Origin of the sequence: Metabacillus halosaccharovorans (genome assembly GCF_002019635.1) — a bacterium.
In the GTDB taxonomy this organism is placed as follows: domain Bacteria; phylum Bacillota; class Bacilli; order Bacillales; family Bacillaceae; genus Metabacillus; species Metabacillus halosaccharovorans.
On sequence record NZ_KV917372.1, the window covers coordinates 1,663,841 to 1,685,772 of the forward strand.

Sequence of the window (21,932 nt, forward strand, 5' to 3'; positions counted from 1 at the left end):
TTTGCTCTTTACTATACAATTTGGTAGCGTTTCCATCAATCATACATTTTTTCTTATCAATAGGACTTTTTTATGAAAGTTGCACTTTTTTCAATAGAATAAAGTGCGGGAAATTCATCCCCCTACTCGCTTTTTATCCAACTTGATCTCTTTTCATTTCACGATATTGCCCGGGTGTATACCCCTCATGCTTTTTAAATAGTCTGTTAAAGTAACTATTTTTATAGCCGATTGTTTCTGCAATTTCATTAATTTTCATATCTGTATGAACAAGAAGTTCTTTTGCTTTCGATAAGCGTATATTCGTTAGATAATCAATAAAATTCAACCCTACTATATCTTTAAATACCTTACTAAGAAGTGAAGGACTCAAATTCACGTGATCTGCGCAGTAGTCCAATGAAATATCTTCCATATACTTCTCCTGAAGTAAAAATGTCACTTTTTCAATTAATTGTTTCATTCGTTCATCTTGTTTTCGAGAGAGTTGTTCAAGCAGTGGTAGTATAACCTCATGTTTAAACCATAACTCCACTTCATCAGGCTCACGAATCTGACCAAGCTGCTCATATAAATTGGCTCTTTCAAATACCGTATTCAGCATAAGACCTGATTGCATTTCAACCTCTACGATTCTTCCTAATAATTGATACATTCCTTGTTTCATAACCGCTTCATTTACATTAGAAAGGATTTGGACAAACTTATTCAAATGCGACATTGTATCCTGTTCCATTCTTAAACGAATAGAGTGGATGATTTCCTTTTCTACATCAAATGGGTACTCAAACTGAATTGACTTGTCCAATAATTCCAAGTTTTCAATTTCAATTATCTGATTTCTCTCCTGCAGATTACGGAAGCTTAGTGATATTTTTGTTTCCTCGAAAATATTCGGAATAGCCTTCACTGTATCTGCCATTCTTCCAATACAAATTGACACATCCATTTGTGTTGTATGGTTAATTCCACTAATGATCTTATGAATTAATTCATTCATTTTCTTTGTTACTTCACTCTTGTCCATGTTTCCAGGTATAAAGAACAAAACACATAAAGAAAGGTCATGAAAATTAATGACACTAGTATCAATATCGATTTCCTGTAATACATCTTCTACACTATTAGCTGCAACAAATGTAAGCAGACCCTCATCATCTTTTTCGGTATCTTCTAATCTACCGTATCCAAATAACTGGATAAAAATCGGCAAATATCTGTATCCATCTTGCTTCCAGCCGAATTTCTGCATACGTTCCTTTAGCTCAGATTCACTTAACGAATAAAGATATCCATGAATAAGCTGCAAAAGAAATCCTTCTCGCATATAAGGCAGCTGTGATTCTAATTGTGTTTTTAGTGTACGGCTTTCCTTTGAGAGGTTATTCCATTTTTCCTCAATTAATTCAAACTCATTATTGACGTTTGGAAGGGGATGTTCATGTTTATGTTCATTTAATTTCTGGAGTAATTGATCAAGTGGTGAATATAGTCGTTTAGAAACAATAATTGATAAAATAATAGCAATGATGAGTATTCCAAAACTTACGCCAATCATCCATTTTGAAACGATAAGAACAGGTGCTGTAATGGTTGATAATGGTGCAGCTGATGCGTAAATCCACGTTTTTCCTAACCGGGTGAAGGTTTCATATGTGACAGAATAAGTAGATTGATTCCATTCAAATAAGAATGTGTCTGTTGAATTTTTAAGAGTTTTTATTTCTTTAAGAATAGCTTGATCCATCCCAGAAGGTTCCATTCTACTGCTGTTACCAAACAGCCATTGACCCTTGTCTGTTAATAAAAATGCAGTTCCTTCTTCATAGGGAGCCCTCAATAAATTCGCCATCTTTGCCTTATTTAACGAAACGATAATGGCTCCATAAGGCTGTTCAACACCGCCTGGTATTTTATGTACCAGCCTTAAAGGCGAGTATTCCTGATCTTCACTTTTTATCCAATACAGTGTACGTTCTCCTTTAACAAAATGATCAAAAGCATTGATTTGCTCTGCTTGTACTAAATGTCTGTATCTGTCCTTTGTGAAAACTAATGGCGTTGGTTTGTTAATATATAGTTCGACTTGATCAATAAGGTGGTTTGACCCCTCCATAATTAGAAGAGATTGATATAATTCATGAATCTCTTTATACTTAATAGCCAAATCTATTTCTTGATAATTTTCCTTAAAGGTGGAGTCTACTGCCCAATGAGCCACTAATTCTTCAACATATGAAAACTGTTCTTCAATTGTTTTCATTGTGCTATATAAATGGTTTTCATGAATTTTCTTTAGTTCACCTTCAATATGCGCTTTGCTAATAACAAACATAACAAAGCCTATTATCATACCTGGTAAACTAGCTAGAATTAATAGTGTAATTAAATTTTTTTGATAATAGCTTTTTGATCGGAAATTTATAACTTGATGTAACAGCCCCTTCAGTTTTTTCAATGTTCAACCCTCCCTTAAATGTAAGCACTTACATAAAATTCAGTGTATCACATAATCAGAATTTTCTTAATACAAAAAAGAGAGGTTTTGCCTACACAAAGCAGTGAAAACCTCTCTTTCTTTCCATTATCTTTCTTTGTAAGATTGATTCATTTCTTCTGTTAGCTTAATAAAGTTTTGATCAGCCTTAAGTTCAGTTACAAAAGAATCCCACGCACTTATGGACTCTCTGCCTAAGATAATCTTTGTTTTTAAGTCCATTATTTTTTTCGTTAATTCAGGTAAGTACGTTTGACCTGTTTCAGAATACAACCCAATGCTTACATCTGCAACACTGTTCTTAGCTCGTTCATCTTGAACTTCTGCGTAAAATTTCTGCACTTCTTCCGGGAATGTTGGTTTTACTGTACTAGCATATGGATCAGATACGTACAGTATTTGATTAAAGTCTGCCACTGCATCCTTAACCATTTTTTCTGTATCAACAACCACTTCACCGTTTTCAACCTTGTGGTGGACTCCCTCTATTCCCTGTTTATGAAGAGAAAATACATCTTCTTCCACCCAACGATCCAACATAGCTAAGATTTTCTTCATTTTTTCTTCTGGAACACTTTTAGGAATTGCATTCATACCTGAGAATCCTGCACCTTTCGGGTTATAATCATTGATACTAGTAACAGGATATAGATTCATAAAATCAAAACTTTCTACGATTTTAGAGAGCGGATCAAAGTTCTCTTGCATCGCTCCAGTTTTTTCACTGACTATACCTGCTTTATTCCCTTGAAACATTTCTTTTACTTGTGAGATCTGCATAGAAGCAAAATCCTCTGGAATTAGTTTTTCTTTATATGCACGTGCTAAAAATTCAAGTGCATCTTTCATTTCCGGCAGAGTTGCTGTATGAACGAGCTCGCCATCGACCTCTTTCCAATTTCCTGTAGCTCCAGTAAAGATCCCTTCAAAGTTTCCTAAACTTCCCATATCAGTTGGATTAATTTGACCTGCAATCCCAATTGTATCATCTTTTCCATTTTGGTCAGGATCTTCCTGTGTAAACGCCTTCATAACCTCATATAATTCATCGGACGTCGTTGGAACGTCTAATCCTACATTATCCAACCAATCTTTCCGAAGAACAAAGAATGTTTCTCCATCAGTTGGTCTAGGGCGAGGTATACCAAAATTTCCTCCATTCATTTTTGTTAAGTCCCAAGCAATTGGATCGATTGTTTTATTTAGATTTGGATAATCTTTGATATAAGGTGAAACATCCCAAAAAGCACCTTGCTCTGCAGCTTGTCGAAAGACTGGTTGAAAGGGATCTGGAATTAACAATAAGTCAGGTAAATCTCCAGATGCCAACATAACATTCAGTTTATCTCCATAGTTATTTGCTGACACCCATTCGATATTTAACTTCGTGTTTGTCGCTTTCTCAATCTCTTTTTTCACTTCACTGTCATCAGATGGCGGTGTTGGATTAAAAAAGTGACTCATTACACGAATCTCAGTCGGACCCTCTCCCCCACTCTCTTCAGTCGATGATTTTTTCTCTGAAGAACATGCTGTCAAAATCATTGAGAATACTAGTGTAAGGACTAATAGCAAATTCACCTTTCTTTTTCCCATCTTTTGTCTCCCCTTTTTACATTTTTTTATGAATAAGATTTTAATATATAAAATCCAGTTCACTCCTTAATCGAACCAATCATTACCCCTTTTGCAAAATGCTTTTGTAAAAATGGATATACCAGCAAAATTGGTGTAATCGCGATAATAACAGCTGCCATTTTCAACGTCTGACTTGGTGGTGGCTGAACAAGTGGATCCACATCACCAAGACTGCTAGTCGAAGCGTCAATCAGCATATTTTGCAGCAAGACCTGAATCGGCCATTTACTAGAGTCATTTAAATAAAGTAAAGCATTAAAATATTGATTCCAATACGCTACAGCGAAGAATAAACCAAATGCCGCAATGGCCGGAAGTGAAAGTGGCAGAACAATTTTAAAAAAAGCTGAAATCTCATTACATCCATCAATAGTCGCTGCTTCTACCAATGTTTCAGGAATTGAATCAAAGAAACCCTTCATCAAAATAACATACCAACCGCTCGATAACGATACTAAGATGACAGACCAGATATTATTTAACAATCCCAGCTCTTTTACGAGTAGATAATTCGGGATTATCCCCGGATTAAAAAGAATCGTAAATAAAATGAATAGTAGAATGATTCGTCTTCCACGAAATCTTTTTCGTGACAGTGCATAAGCCAACGTCGATGTAATGAGCAAACTAACAAATGTACCAACAACAGCTAAAAATGTACTAATTCCTATTGAGTTAAGAAATGCATCTGTTGATAGCAAATATTTATAAGATGCTAAAGACCAATTCTCTGGAAAAAGAACAAGGTTCTTTTGGATATACTCTGTTGGATCTGTAAACGAAACGACAAACACATAATAAATTGGGAAAAGACTAATCAACGCAACGACAGCAAGAATTACGATATTGCATACATTAAAAATCCGATCTCCTCTAGAAGACTTCATCAAAGCACCCCCTTAATAAATACCTTCTTCTCCAAATTTCTTTGCCAAATGATTCGCACCTACAACCAAAATCAACCCAACCAATGATTTAAATAACCCGATTGCAGTACTATAGCTAAATTGTCCTTGTTGAATACCAACTCGATATACATAAGTATCAAATACTTCCGCTACCTCTGCTACAGCTCCGTTATACATAAGGAAAACTTGTTCAAAGCCTACCTCCATAATATCGCCTAATCGTAATATGAGAAGAATTAAAATGACATTTCGAATCGCCGGTAATGTCACATGCCATATTTGCTGAAATCGATTTGCTCCATCCATTTTCGCCGCTTCATAAAGTTGGGTATTCACTCCGGCAATCGCTGCTAAGAAAATAATCGTGCCCCATCCAACTTCCTTCCATATTGACTGTGACGTTAACATTAACCAAAAGGTATTAGGGTTCGTCAAAAATTGAACTTTTTCAAAGCCGAAAAAGACAAGAATCTGATTAATAAGCCCTTCTGATTGTGATAGCATCATAAACGTCAATGTCGCGATAATAACCCACGATAAAAAATGCGGTAAATAAATAATGGATTGAACGGTTCTTTTGTAAAATTGACTTTTTAATTCATTAAGCATGATTGCCAAAATAATTGGCAACGGAAAAAACAATAGTAAATTTAAAAAGCTAATAGCCAGCGTATTTCGAAAAATCAACCAAAAGTCTGGATTTGCAAAAAGTGTTTGAAAGTGCTTAACCCCCACCCACTCGCTCTCCGCAAACCCCAGATAAGGTGAATAATCCTGGAAAGCAATTGCTATCCCCAGCATTGGTACGTATTTAATTACAAGAAAGTAAATGATTCCCGGTAATGCCAGAAGGTATAAATACTTATCTTTTGCCAGTAGTTTATAGAGACTTCTTATCTTCGCCTCTTTTTTGTAAACGGTTACTTTTTGTTGTAGATCAATTTCTCTTTCCAATTCGACACCTTCCTTCTTTTTGTGAAATTCAACCTGCTCTTTCATATTTGATTAATTCAACGGTATTTCACCCCCGCATTTCCTGCAATGAGACTTTTTATTTTTTACGAGAATTTTATGGATTGTACTTTTTCGTTCTTATTGACTTTTTTTGAGAGAGCTAGTGTTGTAAGGGGATAAGGTTGTTTTTAAGGTTTGCTCTTGATAATATCGATAGTTCATTATTAACAGCCCAGAGGTGAAATTTTATGAAAATGACTATTCACAGTCACTTTCAGTCGAAGAAATGGTGAACGAAATTCATTCAAATTCACAAAAGGTGACAGATAGAATGAAAAATACGAAAAAGATCGTGGAACAATCAACAGCTAATCTATATAACGTATCTTCTTTTGTTGAAGAACAAAACATGACAATGGAAGAAGTAAGTTCATCTGCAGAACTATTGAGTCAAATGGCAGAAGATTTGCATAAAGCTGTCAGTTATTTTAAAGCATAGTGAAAAAAGCATCCATCCGGATGCTTTTTTCACTATGCTAACTAGTTATATGATTTATGATTGTGCATGTTTCTTAATAAAGAAAGACAAAACTACATTAATGACAGCTAATTTTAAGCTGATTGTAAAGACAAAAGATGAACCTGAAGCAGCTGCTTGAGCCGATTCATTTGCAACCGTATCTATATAATTATTTTGCTGTTCGGATACAATTGGGTTGACTGAAATCCTGCTGGAAACTACATATAGAAACAACTCTTTCTCTCTATTTAAAAATCAAGCGCATTATATTCAAGACCTAAAGGCAATGCCGTTGGACGTTCAATATTAGTTGCTAACTTAACGTGTTGTTCCTTACTCGAGGATTCGAAAACACCTAACATCACATCAAGAACATGTGCAGCCAATTCTCCGGATGCTCGATGGGGCCTTTCAGACATGATCGCATATGCCATGTCAGCCAACCCGATTCCTCTGCTGTCTTCTGTAAATCCATGAGTGTAGGGAATTTCTTTGACTTGGCCATTTTTTTGAAGTAATGTAATACTTCCATTAAAGAAGTTAGGATCATTTGCATATAAAATAGCATCGGTTCCGTAAATTTCAAATCGTGGTGTATAGCCAAAGCTTTCTTTTGCTGCATGTAAACTAGCAATCACACCGTTTGCAAGATCAAGTGTCGCAGAAACATTCATTGGAGCAGTGACTGGCACTGTTTCTCCATAGCGAGGTGATTCGGGATTTGTCACAGTTACTTTCTGGTGTAGCTGCTGAACTGAGCCAGTTACTCTTTTGATCGGACCTAATAAAGATACGAGTGCAGTTATGTAGTAGGGGCACATATCAAACAGTGGATCTCCACCTAGTTTTAAAAAGTTTTGGAAGTTTGGATGCATGCCATCAGAAGCACTACCCATTAAAATAAGTCCTGTTGCAGCATACGGGGTGCCGATCCATCCATCATCAATAATCTTACGACAAGTTTGGAGACCACCTCCGAGAAACGTATCAGGGGCACATCCGACTCTTAACCCCTTTTCATTTGCTAGTGCTAATACTTCATTCGCATCTTCTCTAGTCAATGCAAATGGTTTTTCTGTATAAACGTGCTTACCATTTTGAAGCGCTCTCAAATTAATTTCTGCATGTGCGACAGGTGCAGTGAGATTCAACACGATTTCCACATTAGAATCTGTCAAAAGTTCATCAACACTGCATACTTTTGGTATTCTGAATTCTTCCGCCTTTTTCCGCGCAAGCTCTTCTACTAAATCAGCACAAGCCACTACCTCTAAAATGTGACGGAAAGTAGTCGTACAGTTTTTAAGGTAAATAGTACTGATTTGTCCACATCCAATTAAGCCAATCTTTATTTTTCTCACGTTACTCACCTCTTCTTTGATTGCTTACTTTTCAAAATGATTATTTATTTAATAATGTACTAATAATTCTGTTGTAAATTCCTGCATGCCAGGAGAAAACACCATAGACTCCATTACGATTTGAGAACACTCTTTATCTTAAACTTCATCCTTCCAACTTATTTTTCTATTAATTTATTATATAATCTTAGAACTTCACGGAGTCACGATCTGCTTCTTTTCAAACACCTTTTTACTAATTTGAAAAATAAAATAACAACCCATACTAAAGCTGATGAATATTGTCATCGGCTGCCATATAAATAGAAGGAAAATACCGATCATAACCCCAATTCCCAGCAAACTTCTCGGGAGAAACCCCATCGCTAGGAAAAAGGAGTTTTTCACAATATCCAGCACACGTAAGTCGTAATGAACCATCACTGGAAACAGAAAAACAGTCGTTAATAACATTAGCCCGCTAAATAAAATAACAAATGGAAACAGTACAAATTTAATAGACTCAATCTCGAGGAGTAAAACAAAATTCATATATAAGACAAGCGCAAAAAACGACCAAAGCACACCAATAATAAAGCTTTGTTTCAAGTTATCTTTGAAGTGTTTAAAGAAGGCTTTGAAGACAGATTCATCATGATGAAGAATCCATTGTCGACTAACTGCAAACATTGCTGCTGTTGCAGGAAAAATTGTTACAACTGGTAAACAAGCTAGTAACCAGATGAGATTGAGTAAAAAGAAGTTTGTGAGAATCTCTAAAACTCGAAAAAACTTACCGTTCATAAAGTTCATTCTTTCACCCCATTTAGTTGGAACAGCCTTAGGTTTGAGACACTAAGGACAGTTCCACTTAATTTCTTCCAATTTAACTATTCATTTGTCATACTGACATCTTTCTTTCCCTAGTTTACCTATGATTTTTGCAACTTCAGAAGGTTTTTTTGCAGAGCTGACACATTTTTTTGCAACTTTTCTCACTTTCTTGCAAACTACCATAGCTTTTTTGCAAATTCCCATTCTATTTTTGCAGACCGCAAAAATTAGCTGCTTTTCGGATTTACCAGGACGATTCGGCCATCCTCGAGCTCAACACGTAGCTTATTCGAGTCACCTAGTTCAATCGATTCTAAGTAATCCCTCGGGATCTGAATTCTGCCTGCACGATCAATTACAGCCAATTCTTCATGAGTTTCCTCGTCTTGAACAGCTTCCTGAAATTGTTCTTCAACATACGTTTTCCGCAAGATTTCACTAGACGTTTTTCCATCTCTTATCGCAACAACACGATCAAGCTTTTTGGTTAGTTCTGTATCATGGGATACAATGACAATCGTCTTTTTAAGAGATCGATTCAATTCTCGAAAAACACCTAGGACAACATCGGCTGTTTTGCTATCTACACTACCTGTTGGTTCATCAGCCAGCAACAACTTTGGATCATTAGCAAGCGCAATGGCAATCGCAACACGCTGCTGCTCTCCACCTGAAAGCATTGTAAGTTTGTTGTTATAACGGTGCCCCATCCCAACCAATTCCAGCAATTCCTTTGCACGTTCGCGTTTATGTCGGCCTTTTAATAACATGGGCAGTTCTACATTTTCAATAGCGGTTAAGTATGGAATGATATTACGTGCATTGTTTTGCCAAACAAAACCGACTGTTTCAAGCTTATAGCTGACAAGTTCTTTCGTTTGTAAGCGCAATAGATCTTTTCCATCAACCAAGCATTTGCCAGCAGTTGGCCTGTCTAATCCACCTAGCATATTTAATAGCGTTGATTTTCCGCTGCCACTGCTTCCGATGATGCCCATTAGCTCGCCTTCTTCAACCTCTAAATCCAGGCCTTGAAGCGCCATTACTTCATTTTCTTCATCAACTTTATATATTTTGATTAAATCTTTGCACACTATCATGTTAATCCTCACCTAACTTAATCGCTTGATAGATTTTGATTTTCTTTACAAGAAGAACTAATATCGTCAAACCTGCTGATAGCATTAAAGCGACAAAAAGATAAATTTTCCTCTCATCACTTGGATCAAAAATCACTTGAAAGGGCAGCTGTTGTTCCATTGAAAGGTGAAACAAAGGAACAAACAAAACACTTGTTATACCGCCAATAATGATTCCTATGAAAGAAGCAAATCCGGATGTTAAAACCTGTTCAAACAAAAGAATGCCTATTAATTTCTTTAAAGGTATTCCCATTGCTCGGAATACACCATATTGGAGAACACGTGATTTAATGGTTAAAATCCAGAATAATAAAAACCCGATAAAGGCGATAATGATTGACACGATAAATCCTAATGATAAAGTTCCGTTTAACCCTAGTAGAAAAGCTCCATTTTTTAGCTCTACAAGGTCTGGATGAACATCACTCATCATGATAATAGGGTCCTTCGTTTCATCAAGAGATTGATATAAATCTTTTCTAGACGCATCCTTTTTTACCTTTAACCAAACTTCATAAGGCTCTAATCCCATCGCATTTTGCACATAAGGTAAATTCGCTACAATTAATGCCGGTGCTTCCTCGTCTTCTTCTTTTTTCTCAGGTAGAAAACTCGGCCAGTAATCAATGATTCCATACACAACAACCTCCATGGTGTTCGTGTAATCTCCTTCAACCTTAATGTAATCTCCTTCTTTTACTCCTAATGCTTTTGAAACTGATCTTGAGATAAGGACTGAGCTTTGTTCCTGTGATAGCAGATTCAAATATTCATACCAATGATGTGGAAGAAGATTCGGACTAAACCAAGCTGTTTGCGCAAACTCCTTTGGTTCAATTCCCATTACTTGAAAGGAGAAAAGTGCTTTCCCTTTTGCTTCTGCTCTGATTCCATCAAATTTTAATACCTTTGCGGCATGCTCGACTTCCTTCATCTTTAAAAATGGTTCAAAGGAAGGCTCGGAGTAAACAAGTTGAGTTTCTGTGACGAGCGTTTCGTTCTCCTCTGACGGTTCCCCTTCTTGTTCTGTCACCTGTTCTCCTGAAGTCACAGAAGGAGAGACTGAACTCGCTGCCACTTCATTGCTCGGCCATTTTACATCAATCGTTACATCAGCTCCGTTTTCATAACGAATTTGCTGTTCAAAATTTTCATTTAGTGTACGGGCAGCACTTGCACTGAAAATGCCAATCCCAATTGTCATCATTAAAAACAGCATGAGAAATTGATATTGATTAAACGAACGACCTACTTGGATAAAGGTACTATAAAGTGATAAATTCCAATATCTTTTCCCAAGCTTATACACCCCAGCCAGTAGAAGTGGATATAGATGTAGAATCAGCAGTCCCAAACCAATCACAAAAAGCGCCGGGATAAAAAATAAAATAGGATCAACAGAATAATCTTGGCTAACGGCTGGCTGCCTAGTATTAAATACAAACAATCCGTATATTGAGATACCTATTAAGGCAAGACCGAGTACTAATATTGACCATCTTGTTTTCGTTACAGCTTTTGTCATATTTTGCTTTTGGTGAACAATGCTTTGATTAGATCCTTGAAAAACTGGGATCATGACCATAAATACCGAAGATATAACAGCTACTGCAGCATATAGATAAGATTCATAGCCTAAACTGACAGGCAAGGCTTCTCTTTGAACAAATTGCAGAAAACCATTTGTCCCCCCCAATATTTTACAAAGTAACATTCCAAAATAAGGACCGATTAAAAATGCTAGACCTGCTAAAATGCCAAGCTCAATTAAGTAGATTTTCATAATTTGAAACCTTGTAGCACCACGGCTTGATAAGACGGCGATTTCTGTTAATTGTCTGTTCACAATTAATCTCGATACCATAAACAGGTACAAAGCAAGCATCACAAGGACAGGAACATGCAATGACCATAGCATGGTTTTTAATTGTTCCTCTTTCTTTTCATAAGAAGACAAAATATCTGAAATTGGGAATTGAACCATCACAGGTGTATCCACAACATCACTTACGTCTGCCTTCACTTTATCTTTTAATTGAAGCAAGGAAGGGATGTGCTCATTCATAATCGCATAATAATCAAACGCTGAAAAAAAACGTGCAGATGAAAGAAGCTCTTTTTTAAAAAACACCTCTCGATATGTGTCTTCTAAAACGATAAAGTCGTCTGTATAGCGTTCAGGTGGAATCGACCAATACGGATCATTCTTATTTTCTGCCTGAAACGTCCCTACTGGCTTAACTGTTAATTCAAGATCTCCCTCCACCGCAATTAAGGGGGTATTTAAAACAATTCCCCTCTTTTGTAAAGTTGTTTCCGGAACGATAACTTCAATAATTCCATCTTCACTTTTTTCAGCAGGCATGCGACCATCTGTGATCGTAATATGCTTTTCAACATCAGTTAAACCAACAAATCTCCCATGTTTATCGGTTTCCGTTTTATTTTCATTAAAAATATCAAATGGAACTGAACTTAATATGGTTTTATTCGCTAAAAGCGGAAGATCGGTGTTGCTAATAATTTGCTTATTAATGTCAGCAATCTTTTTCGTTGCTTCTACAGAATTCTGATCTTTTTCAAAAGTAGTGATATATGAAAATTCCCCGGGAAAGTGATTTTTATCAATTTGATGTTGCTCTAGTTCCTTTACTAATAGCTTGTGAAGAACACTTGAGGTATAGGTGGGTATACTTGAAACAAGCGAGACTGTGATAAATAAACCAAGAAATAAACTACAAGTCAGCCATTTATTATTCCACATTTTTTGAAAGATAATTTTTAAGAGTGCCACTTAGTCTCCCCCCTTTACTTCAAAATAACAGTGTCCCCTTCAGCCAATCCGCTGACCACCTCAACCTCAGTTGCTGAAACAAGACCACTATCAATGTCTACTTCACGCTTGGCATCACCTTCTAAAACTTGGACATACGTTCGACCGGCTAAACTTCTCAATGCACCTTTAGGAATGATCAAAACATCATTCGCTTTAGCCGTAATGACATCAAAATCGACCGAGTCACCCACATTTACTTCTTTCGGTAATTTATCAACAGTCATAAAGATACTCCGTTGATATAAATCAGGATTTTCTTCTAATTTTTCACGTGGAACTTCCGAAGGTGTTTGAACAACTTTTCCGTTGACTGTTTTACCATTTGTTTCCACCTTTACATCCATACCAATCTTCGTTTCATTTAATTCATTGGCACTTGTTGCTGTGTAAATAAGTTGAAGCTTTGATGTGTCAGCCACCTGAACCACAGGCTGAAAGGCATCAATCATATCACCAGCTTTTTTCTCTTCAATAAATGTGACAATCCCATTTAGCGGAGAAAGAATTTTCGTTTTATCAATTTCGCTTTTTAATTTTTCAATTTGAATGGTAAGACTATCAACATCTAATTCTGCTAAATCAATCGTATAAGAATCAGCACCTTGTTTTGCTTGCTTAAGTCGAATTTCTGCCTTTTTTAATTCTATTTCTGCAAGCTCCAATTCAAATGTAAGACTTCCAGAATCAAGCTCAGCGATTAGTTGATTTTCCTTTACAGCATCCCCTTTTTTCACATGTATCTTTTTTAAACGACCGCTCGATTGTGTAAACGAAAGTGGTTCATTCTCAAGTGGGGTTACCGTGGCAAGCCCTTTTACATGCTTAACTAACTCTCCTTTTTTAACCTCAACTGTATCATATTCAATTTCTGCAGGCTCAACTAATGGAGGAGCAAGAACTTGTTCTTCTTTTGGAAGAAGAGAGCATGCTGATAGCGGAACTATAAGTGCAAATGCTAGTAAAGGATGTGTCATATATCGGTTGCTTTTAAATGGTTTCAATTCTTCCATCCTCCAATGTATAGACTTTATCAAGCATTTCCATCACAGCTGGGTCATGTGTTGTCATAATCATTGTCATGTTTTTTGTTTTTACTAATCCTTTAAATGCTTGAATAATATGAAAAGCCATTGAGCTATTTAATTCTGCTGTTGGTTCATCAGCAAGAATGAGTGGTGCTTCAACAGAAATAGCACGGGCAATGGCAACACGTTGCTGCTCTCCACCAGAAAGCTCGAATGGTCGATGTTTCGCTCGATTTGTTAATCCTACTAATTCAATCGCATCTTTTACTCTTATTTTCCATTCTCCTCTTGGAACACCTGCAACTCTAAGCCCAAATTCAATATTTTCTTCAACTGTCATCAGTGGAACAAGTCCATGCGACTGAAAAATAAACCCAAGCTTTGTTCTCCGATATTCTGATTGCTGCTTTTCACTTAAGTGACTTAATGGCTGACCCTGAAAGTAGATTTCTCCGTTTGTTGGTCGATCAAGGGCACCAATTAAATTTAAAATCGTTGTTTTACCGGACCCGGATCTTCCTTTTAGGGCAATTACTTGGTTTTCGTTTATTGATAGATTAATCCCCTTTAACACTTGTACCTGACGATTTCCACTTCCATAGTATTTTTCCACTTCTTTCATATGTATAACTGCTTCGATAGCTTCCACCCCCCCTGATTAAATAGAAAAAAAGAAAGAGGAAAAGAGCTGAAGACTCTTTTCCTATTATTTGACTGATCCCTCGGTTAAACCGGCGATAAATTGCTTACTGAACATTAAGAACACGATCAAAATTGGAAGCGTCGCCATAAATGTTCCGGCTAAAATCATCGCATAGTCTTGATAATAAGCACCGTTTAATGTCCGTAAGGCAATTTGAATCGTATGAACACTTCGATCTTTTAACACAACTAACGGCCATAAGAAATCGTTCCATACATTCATGAATGTGATTAAACCTAATGTAGCGACTGCTGGTCGTACAGATGGAAGGACAACAGCGTAATATAGCTTAAAATTTGAACAACCATCAATTCTACCAGCATCTAAAAGCTCATTTGGAATCGTCGCTCCTATATACTGCCTCATCCAAAATACACCAAACGCATTAACCACTGCAGGAACAATTACAGCATTTAGACTATCAATCCAGCCTAACTTTGCCATAATCATATAGGACGGAATAATTCCTAATTGTGCAGGTACCATCATCGTGGCAATGATAAATACAAATAGCCAATTTTTCCCTTTAAACTCTAACTTTGCAAATGCAAATCCTGCTAATGAACAGAAGAATAAAACTGCCACTGTAATAACAGTAGATGTGATAACAGAGTTCATGATAGCCTTAAAGAAATCAATATTTATAAACACATTCTGAGCGTTCTGAAAGAAATTAGCACCCGGTAAAAATGCGGGTGGGAATTTATTAATTGCCGACGTATGATTTGATCCTATGACAAACATCCAATAAAAAGGAAAAATTGATAAAAATGATATGGCGATTAACATAAGATAAGTTAAGATTTTACCAGGACTATACCATTTAACTCCGACTTCATTCATTCGTTTCACATCCTTATTCTGCAGATTTAATACGGTTTGTAACAAATAGATTTACTAAAGAGAACAGAACAATAATTAAAAACAGAACCCATGCAATTGCTGATGAGTAACCAAATGAACTACGTACAAATGCTTCTTCATACAAATAAAGGGTCATGGTTAATCCTTGGTCTAATGCTCCTCCACCTGCTCCTGCAAACATTAATGGTTCTGCAAAGATTTGCATACCGCCAATTGTTGATAAAATAACCGTAAAAATCACCATCGGACGGATCATCGGAATGGTTATATAGAAGAACTGTTGCATTTTGTTTGCTCCATCAATTGTTGCCGCCTCGTATAATTCTTTAGGAATACTTTGAAGAGCTGATAGATAGATAATGGTGTTGTACCCCGTCCATCTCCACATTACCATTGCCGCAATGGCGACATGTGTCCCAAAGTATGAACCAGTCCAGTTGATAGGCTCAATCCCCAGAAAAGAGAGCATGTAATTTAACACACCATATGTTTCACCAAAAATAGCTCCAAATATGATAGCAACAGCCACAACAGAAGTTATATTTGGTAAGAAAACAGCTAATCGAAAGAATTCTTTTCCTTTAAGGAACGCAGAGTTTAAAACAAATGCAAGAATTAAAGCTATAAACAATTGAGGTAAAGTTGAGATAATCCATATACTGAATGTGTTTCCTAACGCCTTCCAAAAAAGAGGATCTGTAAAAAGGAGTTGATAATTTTTAAATCCAATAAACTCCTTCGCACCTAATATGTTCCACTTGTGAAACGATATATAGGCTGTGAAGATTATTGGAAATAAGCCAAAGATACCAAAGATGATAAAAAATGGAGAAATATATAAATAGCCGGAAATATGATCTTTAGTTGATTGTTTCAGTGTTCTCCTTGTTTTTGGTAATGCATTTATTGCTCCTTTTTTGTTTACTTCTAAATTTGAATCCACACAGCTTCCCCCTTTATGAACATAGTAAAGGTGAGAGACTGATTGTTTATCAGTCTCTCAATTTAGGTTAATCATTATTTGAAGCGCTTACAAAATTGAATTATCGTGCTAACTCGCGCTCAAGCTGTTCCATTGCTTTATCCCAACTTGCATCAGGTTTTTCCTGTCCATCCTTCACACGAGTGATGGCATCACCAATAATGGTCTCGATTTGAATCGACTCAGGGCCCTCAACAATTGGTTTAACTTGTTGTGCAGCCTCTGCGTAAATTTTACCTACTGGTGCGTTGTTGAAGTATTCACTTGTAAAGGTTTGAATTTCTTCAGAATCATAGATTCCTGGTGTAGAAGGGAAGTTCCCAGCTTCTTTAAATGTCACTAATTGCTGTTCTGGTGATAGTAACCATTTAATTAATTTATAAGCTTCTTCTGCATTTTTGGATTGCTTCGGAATTGTTAAGAAAGAGCCACCCCAGTTACCTGAACCTTCAGGAAGTAATGTCATATCCCATTTCCCAGAGGCCTCTGGAGCTGTTGCTTTCATCGATGTCATCATCCATGCTGGAGCAAGAATTGTTGCGTAATCTCCGTTGTTCATTCCAGTACCCCATTCAGTAGAAAACTGATCAAATTTAGTTGCTAATTCTTTATCAATAATCAGTGAAGCAAAGTCATATGCCTTTTTAATATCTGGGTTATCTTGAACAATAACATTCCCATCTTTATCATAGTATTTCTCATCTCCTTGACCTTCCATTACAGTGTAAGCACCATTTGGAGAATCAATAAACGCCTTTCCTGTTTTAGCTTTTATTTGCTCACCTACTTTAATAAAGTCATCCCATGTTTTCACAAGATTTGCTACTTCTTCACGATCTGTTGGTAAGCCAGCCTCTTCAAAAAGATCAATACGATAAGCCATTGCTTGTGGACCAATATCAGTTGGTAATCCTAATAACGAACTTCCATCAGGTGTTAAAGCCTGCTGCCATTTCCAATCTAGGTAGTCATCTTTCACTTCATCTGCACCTAAATCCAGAAGATTATGGAAATGCTCTGGAGTCGCTTTCATTTTATCAATACCTTTTACCTCAATAGCTGAAATATCTGGTGCACCACTCCCTGCTGCCAATGCAGTTGTTAAGTTACTATGTACATCCGCAAATTCAGCTGTTTGTATTTCAACCTCAATATTATTTTCTTCTGCGTATTGCTTAATCTGATTTTCAATCCCCATGTTTGGCCATAACCAAATTGTCAGTTTTGTTTTTCCGCCACCGCTTCCACCCTGCTCTTCATTGGAAGCCCCGTTACTACTACACGCTGTAACACCTAGTAAAAGAATTAAACTAAAAAATACCAAAACGAACTTTTGTATTCCCTGCTTTTTAAACATGTTATATCCCCCTACCCCCATTTGTTTAACCAATAAACTTACTGGTTGGTATCATTATATTCTGGTAAATTGACGTTGTAAATAACTGATGAAAGGGCTTTCATTAACACACTTCGACAATTATCCACATTTTCACTATTCGATTCTTTTCAATTCTTGCATAAAATAAGGGTTTGTATCCATATTCTTTTAAGTGAAAATTACGTAGATTTATATAACTTTTTGACGAAATTTTACGATGAATACTTTGAGCGGGACATGCAATTTTGGTATAAAAATAAACTTTTCCCATTGAAGAGTTTTGGGAAGTATTCAGACTTGAAAGCTAAATGATTCTATTCCTCCGGCGGACATAATAACTCATTTATTGTTCACAATTTCTCATTGTGGTTATTTGCTATAACAAATAGTTCGAGATGATACTCCTCAAATCTATAAAACAAAAAGGGCCACCACTACACATGTGATGACACCAATAACTGCTCTTATATATCCACTATCTTTCTTATCTAACACCTTCAATCCCTTTTACCTTTTTTACTTGAAACTTTTTCTCCTTTTTATAAAAAAAGATGAAACCAATCATACCGAGTAGAGATGAGCAGGCTAATAGGAAATAAAGTGTTGAGCCACCGTAATTTTCAAAAACGATTCCACCAAGAGATGAACCGATAATCCCAGTGATTCCAAACGAAATACCAACAAATACCATATGGCCAGTTGCTTGAAGTTCTTCTGGAACCATTTTATATAAATACTCAATCGCTCCAAGAAAAACGATCGCAAAACAAATTCCGTGCAGGACTTGAACGATTAATAGCATGGATGGATCATTGACTAGTGCTGTCAGGATCCATCTTACACAAAATAGAGCCGCTGCAATAATAATGTAAATGATTGGATTGGAGGCACGAAACCATCTTCCACTTAAGAAGAAAAGAAGCGCTTCACTTGATACGCCAATAAACCAAATCCATCCGACTAACATCTCGTTACCGCCTATTTCAAACAAATATAAGCTAATAAACGAATCATTTGTTCTATGTGTCAGCATGACAAGAGCAATCAAAAGAAAGAAAGCAACTAACGTTGGATCCTTAAAAATCAAGCCGATATCCTTGTAATTCACTTTTCTTGTTCCTGCTTTTACATCAGATAAAATCAATGACAACAAGCAGGTTGTAATTGCTAAAATTGTTATCGGGATCACTAAAAATCCAATCCCGAATATTGAAAGCAGATATCCGCTAAGTAACGCAACGAGCGCAAATCCAATTGAACCCCACATTCTGATTGAACCAAATGTTACAGAATGCAGCTGTGATTGCCTTTTTGCCAGATTATCTGCTAACGGGTTCACTGGTGAGAAAAAGAAGAAAAAGAACGCACCAGCTATAATAATCCACAAGAATGAGTTAATTTGGAATAACCAGATCACACTTACAAAAAAGCCAAGTAAACAAGCAAATAATATCTTTTTAACTGTCTTGTATTTATCACTTGCATATCCCCATAGTGGCTGAGCAATCAATCCAACTAAAGGACCTATCGCTAAAAACCAGCCAATTTGCGAACTTGAAAATCCTTTATGCTGAAAATAAATCGGTAGAAAACTAACAACCATGGAGCCGATCGCACTGACAAAAAACATAAATGTACGTAATGGAAGAAGGGGTTTTTGTGTCATCGTCATTAAGATCCTTTTATATTATTTGATTATATGTATAAGAAACCGTTTTCTTAATTGAGTAATAAATATTCCATTCACAGCATGAAGCGTTAAGAAATGTAGTTTATTTATGTTTAGAAAATTAATAAGAATTGTATTAAAATTTAAATTAATAGGATTTAACCTTTGAACAAGAATACCATAAAATCATTGTTTAAGGAATACATTTCAAATATTGATAATTATGTAAAAAAAACTAGTAACTACCTTTGAAAAACTCTTTATTCATGCACAATTAATCCAAATTTCAAGTCACAGAGATATTTCTTTTAACCTTAAAGCCATTATAAATTCTTACAGAATGAACTTTGACTGGAAGGTATAAGTGCTACAAAATTAAGTGGAATTCATAGACATAAAAAAGCCGCCAGATAATCATCTCTGACGGTTCATTTATAGTAATCTTAATAAAGCCATTTATAACGTAGCACTGAACTCTGGAAAATTTTTTACATAAAAAATTGCATCTTAATAAATTTACGTTTACCGACTTGAACGATTAATCCTTCTTTAACCGTTACAGATAATGTTGAATCCTCCACTTTATTCCCATCCAGCTTAACTCCCCTATTATCGATCATTCTTCGTGCTTCACTTTTAGAATTCAACAGCTTTAATTCAACAAGTAAATCTATTATTGATACTTCCTGATTACCTTCCCAAATGACAACCGGTATATCCTCTGGCATTGCTCCTTTTTGAAATACAGAAACAAATTGGCTTTCTGCATTTTCTGCCGAGTCATTTCCGTGGTACATTCGGACAATTGTTTTAGCAAGCAGCATTTTTGCGTCTCTTGGATGTAGAATGCCATTTTGCAGCTCTGCTTTCATTGTTGAAATTTGATTCGGTGTAAAATCGGTTACTAGTTCAAAGTATTTCATCATTAATTCATCTGGAATTGACATCGCTTTTCCGTACATTTCTTGTGGACTTTCATCAATCCCGATGTAATTTTTCTTAGATTTGGACATCTTCTCAACACCATCAAGCCCCTCTAACAAAGGCATAAGAATGGCCACTTGCTTTTCTTTCCCAAACTTTTCTTGGAAATGTCTTCCCATTAAAATATTAAAATGCTGATCTGTTCCACCTAATTCAATGTCATTTTCTAAAACAACCGAATCATATCCTTGCATTAAAGGGTAGAAGAACTCGTGCAGTGATATCGGCTTGTTAAAAGCCATTCGCTCTTCAAAATCATCTCTTTCTAAAAGTCTTGCTACCGTTATTTTACCAGCTAATTGAATGACATCTTCGAAATTCAAATTAGACAACCACTTGGAATTGTAGTGCAATTCCACCTTTTCCATATCGATAACCTTTGCAAATTGCTCAAAATATGTTTTAGCATTATGCTTTACTTCTTCATCTGTTAACTGCTTTCTAGCGATAAATTTACCTGTTGGGTCACCAATTTTCCCAGTAAAATCGCCGATAATGAGCTGAATAATATGTCCATTTTCTTGGAATTGTCTCATTTTATTTAAAACCACCGTATGACCAAGGTGAACATCAGGGGCTGATGGATCTAAGCCTAATTTAATTTTTAATGGTCGATTTTCAACAATCGACTTAGCTATTTTGACTTCTAATTCTTCAGTGGGGATAATTTCCTGTACACCCTGACTGTATAGTTCAAGCTGCCTTTTTACTTCCAATGATTGTTCTTTCGTTAACTTCAATTCATTCATTATTATGACTCCTCCTATTTTTGAATACTAAAAAACCACATCCCTAAAAAGGGACGTGGTTTTACTATTTCACGCGGTACCACCCTTGTTGAAGAATCATATTCTTCCACTCAATCGTTAACGGTTCAACCGTTCTTTGCTGCTACTTGCACCAACAAAGAAAGCTCAAGGAATGTAATTCGTGTTATCTATGCATCGATTCACACCAACCATCGACTCTCTGAAAACATTGAGATAACGACTACTTCTTTTCCTATCTTCGCCTTTACATTATTAAAATTCATTTTCCCTAACGACTCTTCTTAGTAAATTTGCCATTGATACTTGTTCTGACACACTTAAACTGGAAACAATATCAACTTCACCTGTATGGAAACGTGGATACAGCTCCTCTATCACTTTCTTCCCTTTATCAGTTAACAAGACAAACGTATTTCTACGGTCTTTGTCATCACCCTTGCGATAACACAGTTCTTTTCTCTCTAGAGTGTTTGTGATGTTACTTATTGTTGCTTTTGAAACACCTGCTGATGCAGCAAGCTTCTTCGTTTCGAGAGAGTCCCATATCCATAGATCGTAAAGTATAGAAAATGAAGTCCATGAAAGACCATATTCGGACAGTATTTCCTGCTCCATTTTATTTTTCAAACCTTGTGCTACTCTATAGATATTCGTTACAACCGCAATAGCTTCCAAATTAAGAGAATCTATTGGTAACTTTGTTAAAGAGCTGATTGTATCGACCTCATCTTGTAATAACTCTCCATCTTTATTATAGATATGAATAAAACTCACCTGCTTCCCTAACATATTCGTTAGCTATGAAACGATTTTAACGAAAAATAATTATTTATGCAAGCATAAATATTAAAAAAAGATCCCCCATACTCGTTGTATGGGGGATCTACC

General features: G+C 36.1%; 18 protein-coding genes and 1 other annotated feature. Of the genes, 1 reads left to right on the plus strand and 17 read right to left on the minus strand.

Annotation, left to right across the window (positions count from 1 at the left end):
* Positions 1–133: 133 nt before the first annotated feature.
* The 4 genes from BK577_RS22230 to BK577_RS22245 form a co-directional block, all read right to left on the minus strand.
* Complete coding sequence (locus BK577_RS22230; protein WP_078434948.1) at positions 134–2,458, minus strand: helix-turn-helix transcriptional regulator; 2,325 nt, start codon at positions 2,456–2,458, stop codon at positions 134–136.
* A 126-nt stretch (positions 2,459–2,584) separates the two neighbouring features.
* Positions 2,585–4,093, minus strand: coding sequence for an extracellular solute-binding protein (locus BK577_RS22235; protein ID WP_078434949.1), 1,509 nt, complete (start codon positions 4,091–4,093; stop codon positions 2,585–2,587).
* A 59-nt stretch (positions 4,094–4,152) separates the two neighbouring features.
* Positions 4,153–5,022 (minus strand): carbohydrate ABC transporter permease, encoded by an 870-nt coding sequence (locus BK577_RS22240; protein WP_078434950.1) that lies wholly within the window; start codon positions 5,020–5,022, stop codon positions 4,153–4,155.
* 12 nt (positions 5,023–5,034) lie between these two features.
* Positions 5,035–5,997: an ABC transporter permease gene (locus BK577_RS22245; protein WP_245823556.1), complete on the minus strand. Its 963-nt coding sequence runs from the start codon at positions 5,995–5,997 to the stop codon at positions 5,035–5,037.
* A 331-nt stretch (positions 5,998–6,328) separates the two neighbouring features.
* Here BK577_RS22245 and BK577_RS26205 point away from each other — a divergent pair, with 331 nt between their 5' ends.
* Positions 6,329–6,496, plus strand: a complete 168-nt coding sequence (locus BK577_RS26205) for a hypothetical protein (RefSeq protein WP_169908444.1) — start codon at positions 6,329–6,331, stop codon at positions 6,494–6,496.
* Positions 6,497–6,550: 54 nt separating this feature from the next.
* Here BK577_RS26205 and BK577_RS22250 read toward each other — a convergent pair whose 3' ends face one another.
* The 13 genes from BK577_RS22250 to BK577_RS22310 form a co-directional block, all read right to left on the minus strand.
* Positions 6,551–6,751, minus strand: coding sequence for a hypothetical protein (locus BK577_RS22250; RefSeq protein ID WP_078434952.1), 201 nt, complete (start codon positions 6,749–6,751; stop codon positions 6,551–6,553).
* Positions 6,752–6,765: 14 nt separating this feature from the next.
* Positions 6,766–7,878 carry a Gfo/Idh/MocA family protein gene (locus tag BK577_RS22255; RefSeq protein ID WP_078434953.1) on the minus strand — a complete coding sequence of 371 codons (1,113 nt, stop codon included), beginning with the start codon at positions 7,876–7,878 and terminating at the stop codon, positions 6,766–6,768.
* Positions 7,879–8,073: 195 nt separating this feature from the next.
* Entirely contained in the window at positions 8,074–8,670 is a 597-nt protein-coding gene (locus BK577_RS22260) for a YesL family protein (RefSeq protein ID WP_078434954.1), read from the minus strand.
* A 248-nt stretch (positions 8,671–8,918) separates the two neighbouring features.
* Complete coding sequence (locus BK577_RS22265; RefSeq protein WP_078434955.1) at positions 8,919–9,791, minus strand: ABC transporter ATP-binding protein; 873 nt, start codon at positions 9,789–9,791, stop codon at positions 8,919–8,921.
* Between the two features lies 1 nt (position 9,792).
* Positions 9,793–12,627, minus strand: coding sequence for an ABC transporter permease (locus BK577_RS22270; protein ID WP_078434956.1), 2,835 nt, complete (start codon positions 12,625–12,627; stop codon positions 9,793–9,795).
* 14 nt (positions 12,628–12,641) lie between these two features.
* A complete protein-coding gene (locus BK577_RS22275) occupies positions 12,642–13,670 on the minus strand; it encodes an efflux RND transporter periplasmic adaptor subunit (protein WP_169908445.1) in 1,029 nt (342 codons plus the stop codon).
* The gene (locus tag BK577_RS22280) at positions 13,657–14,343 is read right to left on the minus strand and encodes an ABC transporter ATP-binding protein (RefSeq protein WP_245823557.1); all 687 of its coding nucleotides are present in this window, start codon (positions 14,341–14,343) and stop codon (positions 13,657–13,659) included. The genes BK577_RS22275 and BK577_RS22280 overlap by 14 nt, the downstream gene beginning before the upstream one ends.
* A 57-nt stretch (positions 14,344–14,400) precedes the next feature.
* The gene (locus BK577_RS22285; RefSeq protein ID WP_078434958.1) at positions 14,401–15,240 is read right to left on the minus strand and encodes a carbohydrate ABC transporter permease; all 840 of its coding nucleotides are present in this window, start codon (positions 15,238–15,240) and stop codon (positions 14,401–14,403) included.
* A 13-nt stretch (positions 15,241–15,253) separates the two neighbouring features.
* Positions 15,254–16,204, minus strand: coding sequence for a carbohydrate ABC transporter permease (locus BK577_RS22290; protein WP_245823558.1), 951 nt, complete (start codon positions 16,202–16,204; stop codon positions 15,254–15,256).
* 100 nt (positions 16,205–16,304) lie between these two features.
* Entirely contained in the window at positions 16,305–17,600 is a 1,296-nt protein-coding gene (locus BK577_RS22295) for an ABC transporter substrate-binding protein (protein ID WP_169908446.1), read from the minus strand.
* A 505-nt stretch (positions 17,601–18,105) separates the two neighbouring features.
* Positions 18,106–19,293, minus strand: coding sequence for an MFS transporter (locus tag BK577_RS22300; RefSeq protein WP_078434960.1), 1,188 nt, complete (start codon positions 19,291–19,293; stop codon positions 18,106–18,108).
* 485 nt (positions 19,294–19,778) lie between these two features.
* The gene (gene tyrS, locus BK577_RS22305) at positions 19,779–21,023 is read right to left on the minus strand and encodes a tyrosine--tRNA ligase (RefSeq protein WP_139367414.1); all 1,245 of its coding nucleotides are present in this window, start codon (positions 21,021–21,023) and stop codon (positions 19,779–19,781) included.
* 46 nt (positions 21,024–21,069) lie between these two features.
* Positions 21,070–21,292 (minus strand) — a binding site (T-box leader).
* A gap of 4 nt (positions 21,293–21,296) precedes the next feature.
* Positions 21,297–21,809, minus strand: coding sequence for a MarR family transcriptional regulator (locus tag BK577_RS22310; RefSeq protein ID WP_169908482.1), 513 nt, complete (start codon positions 21,807–21,809; stop codon positions 21,297–21,299).
* Positions 21,810–21,932 lie beyond the last annotated feature (123 nt).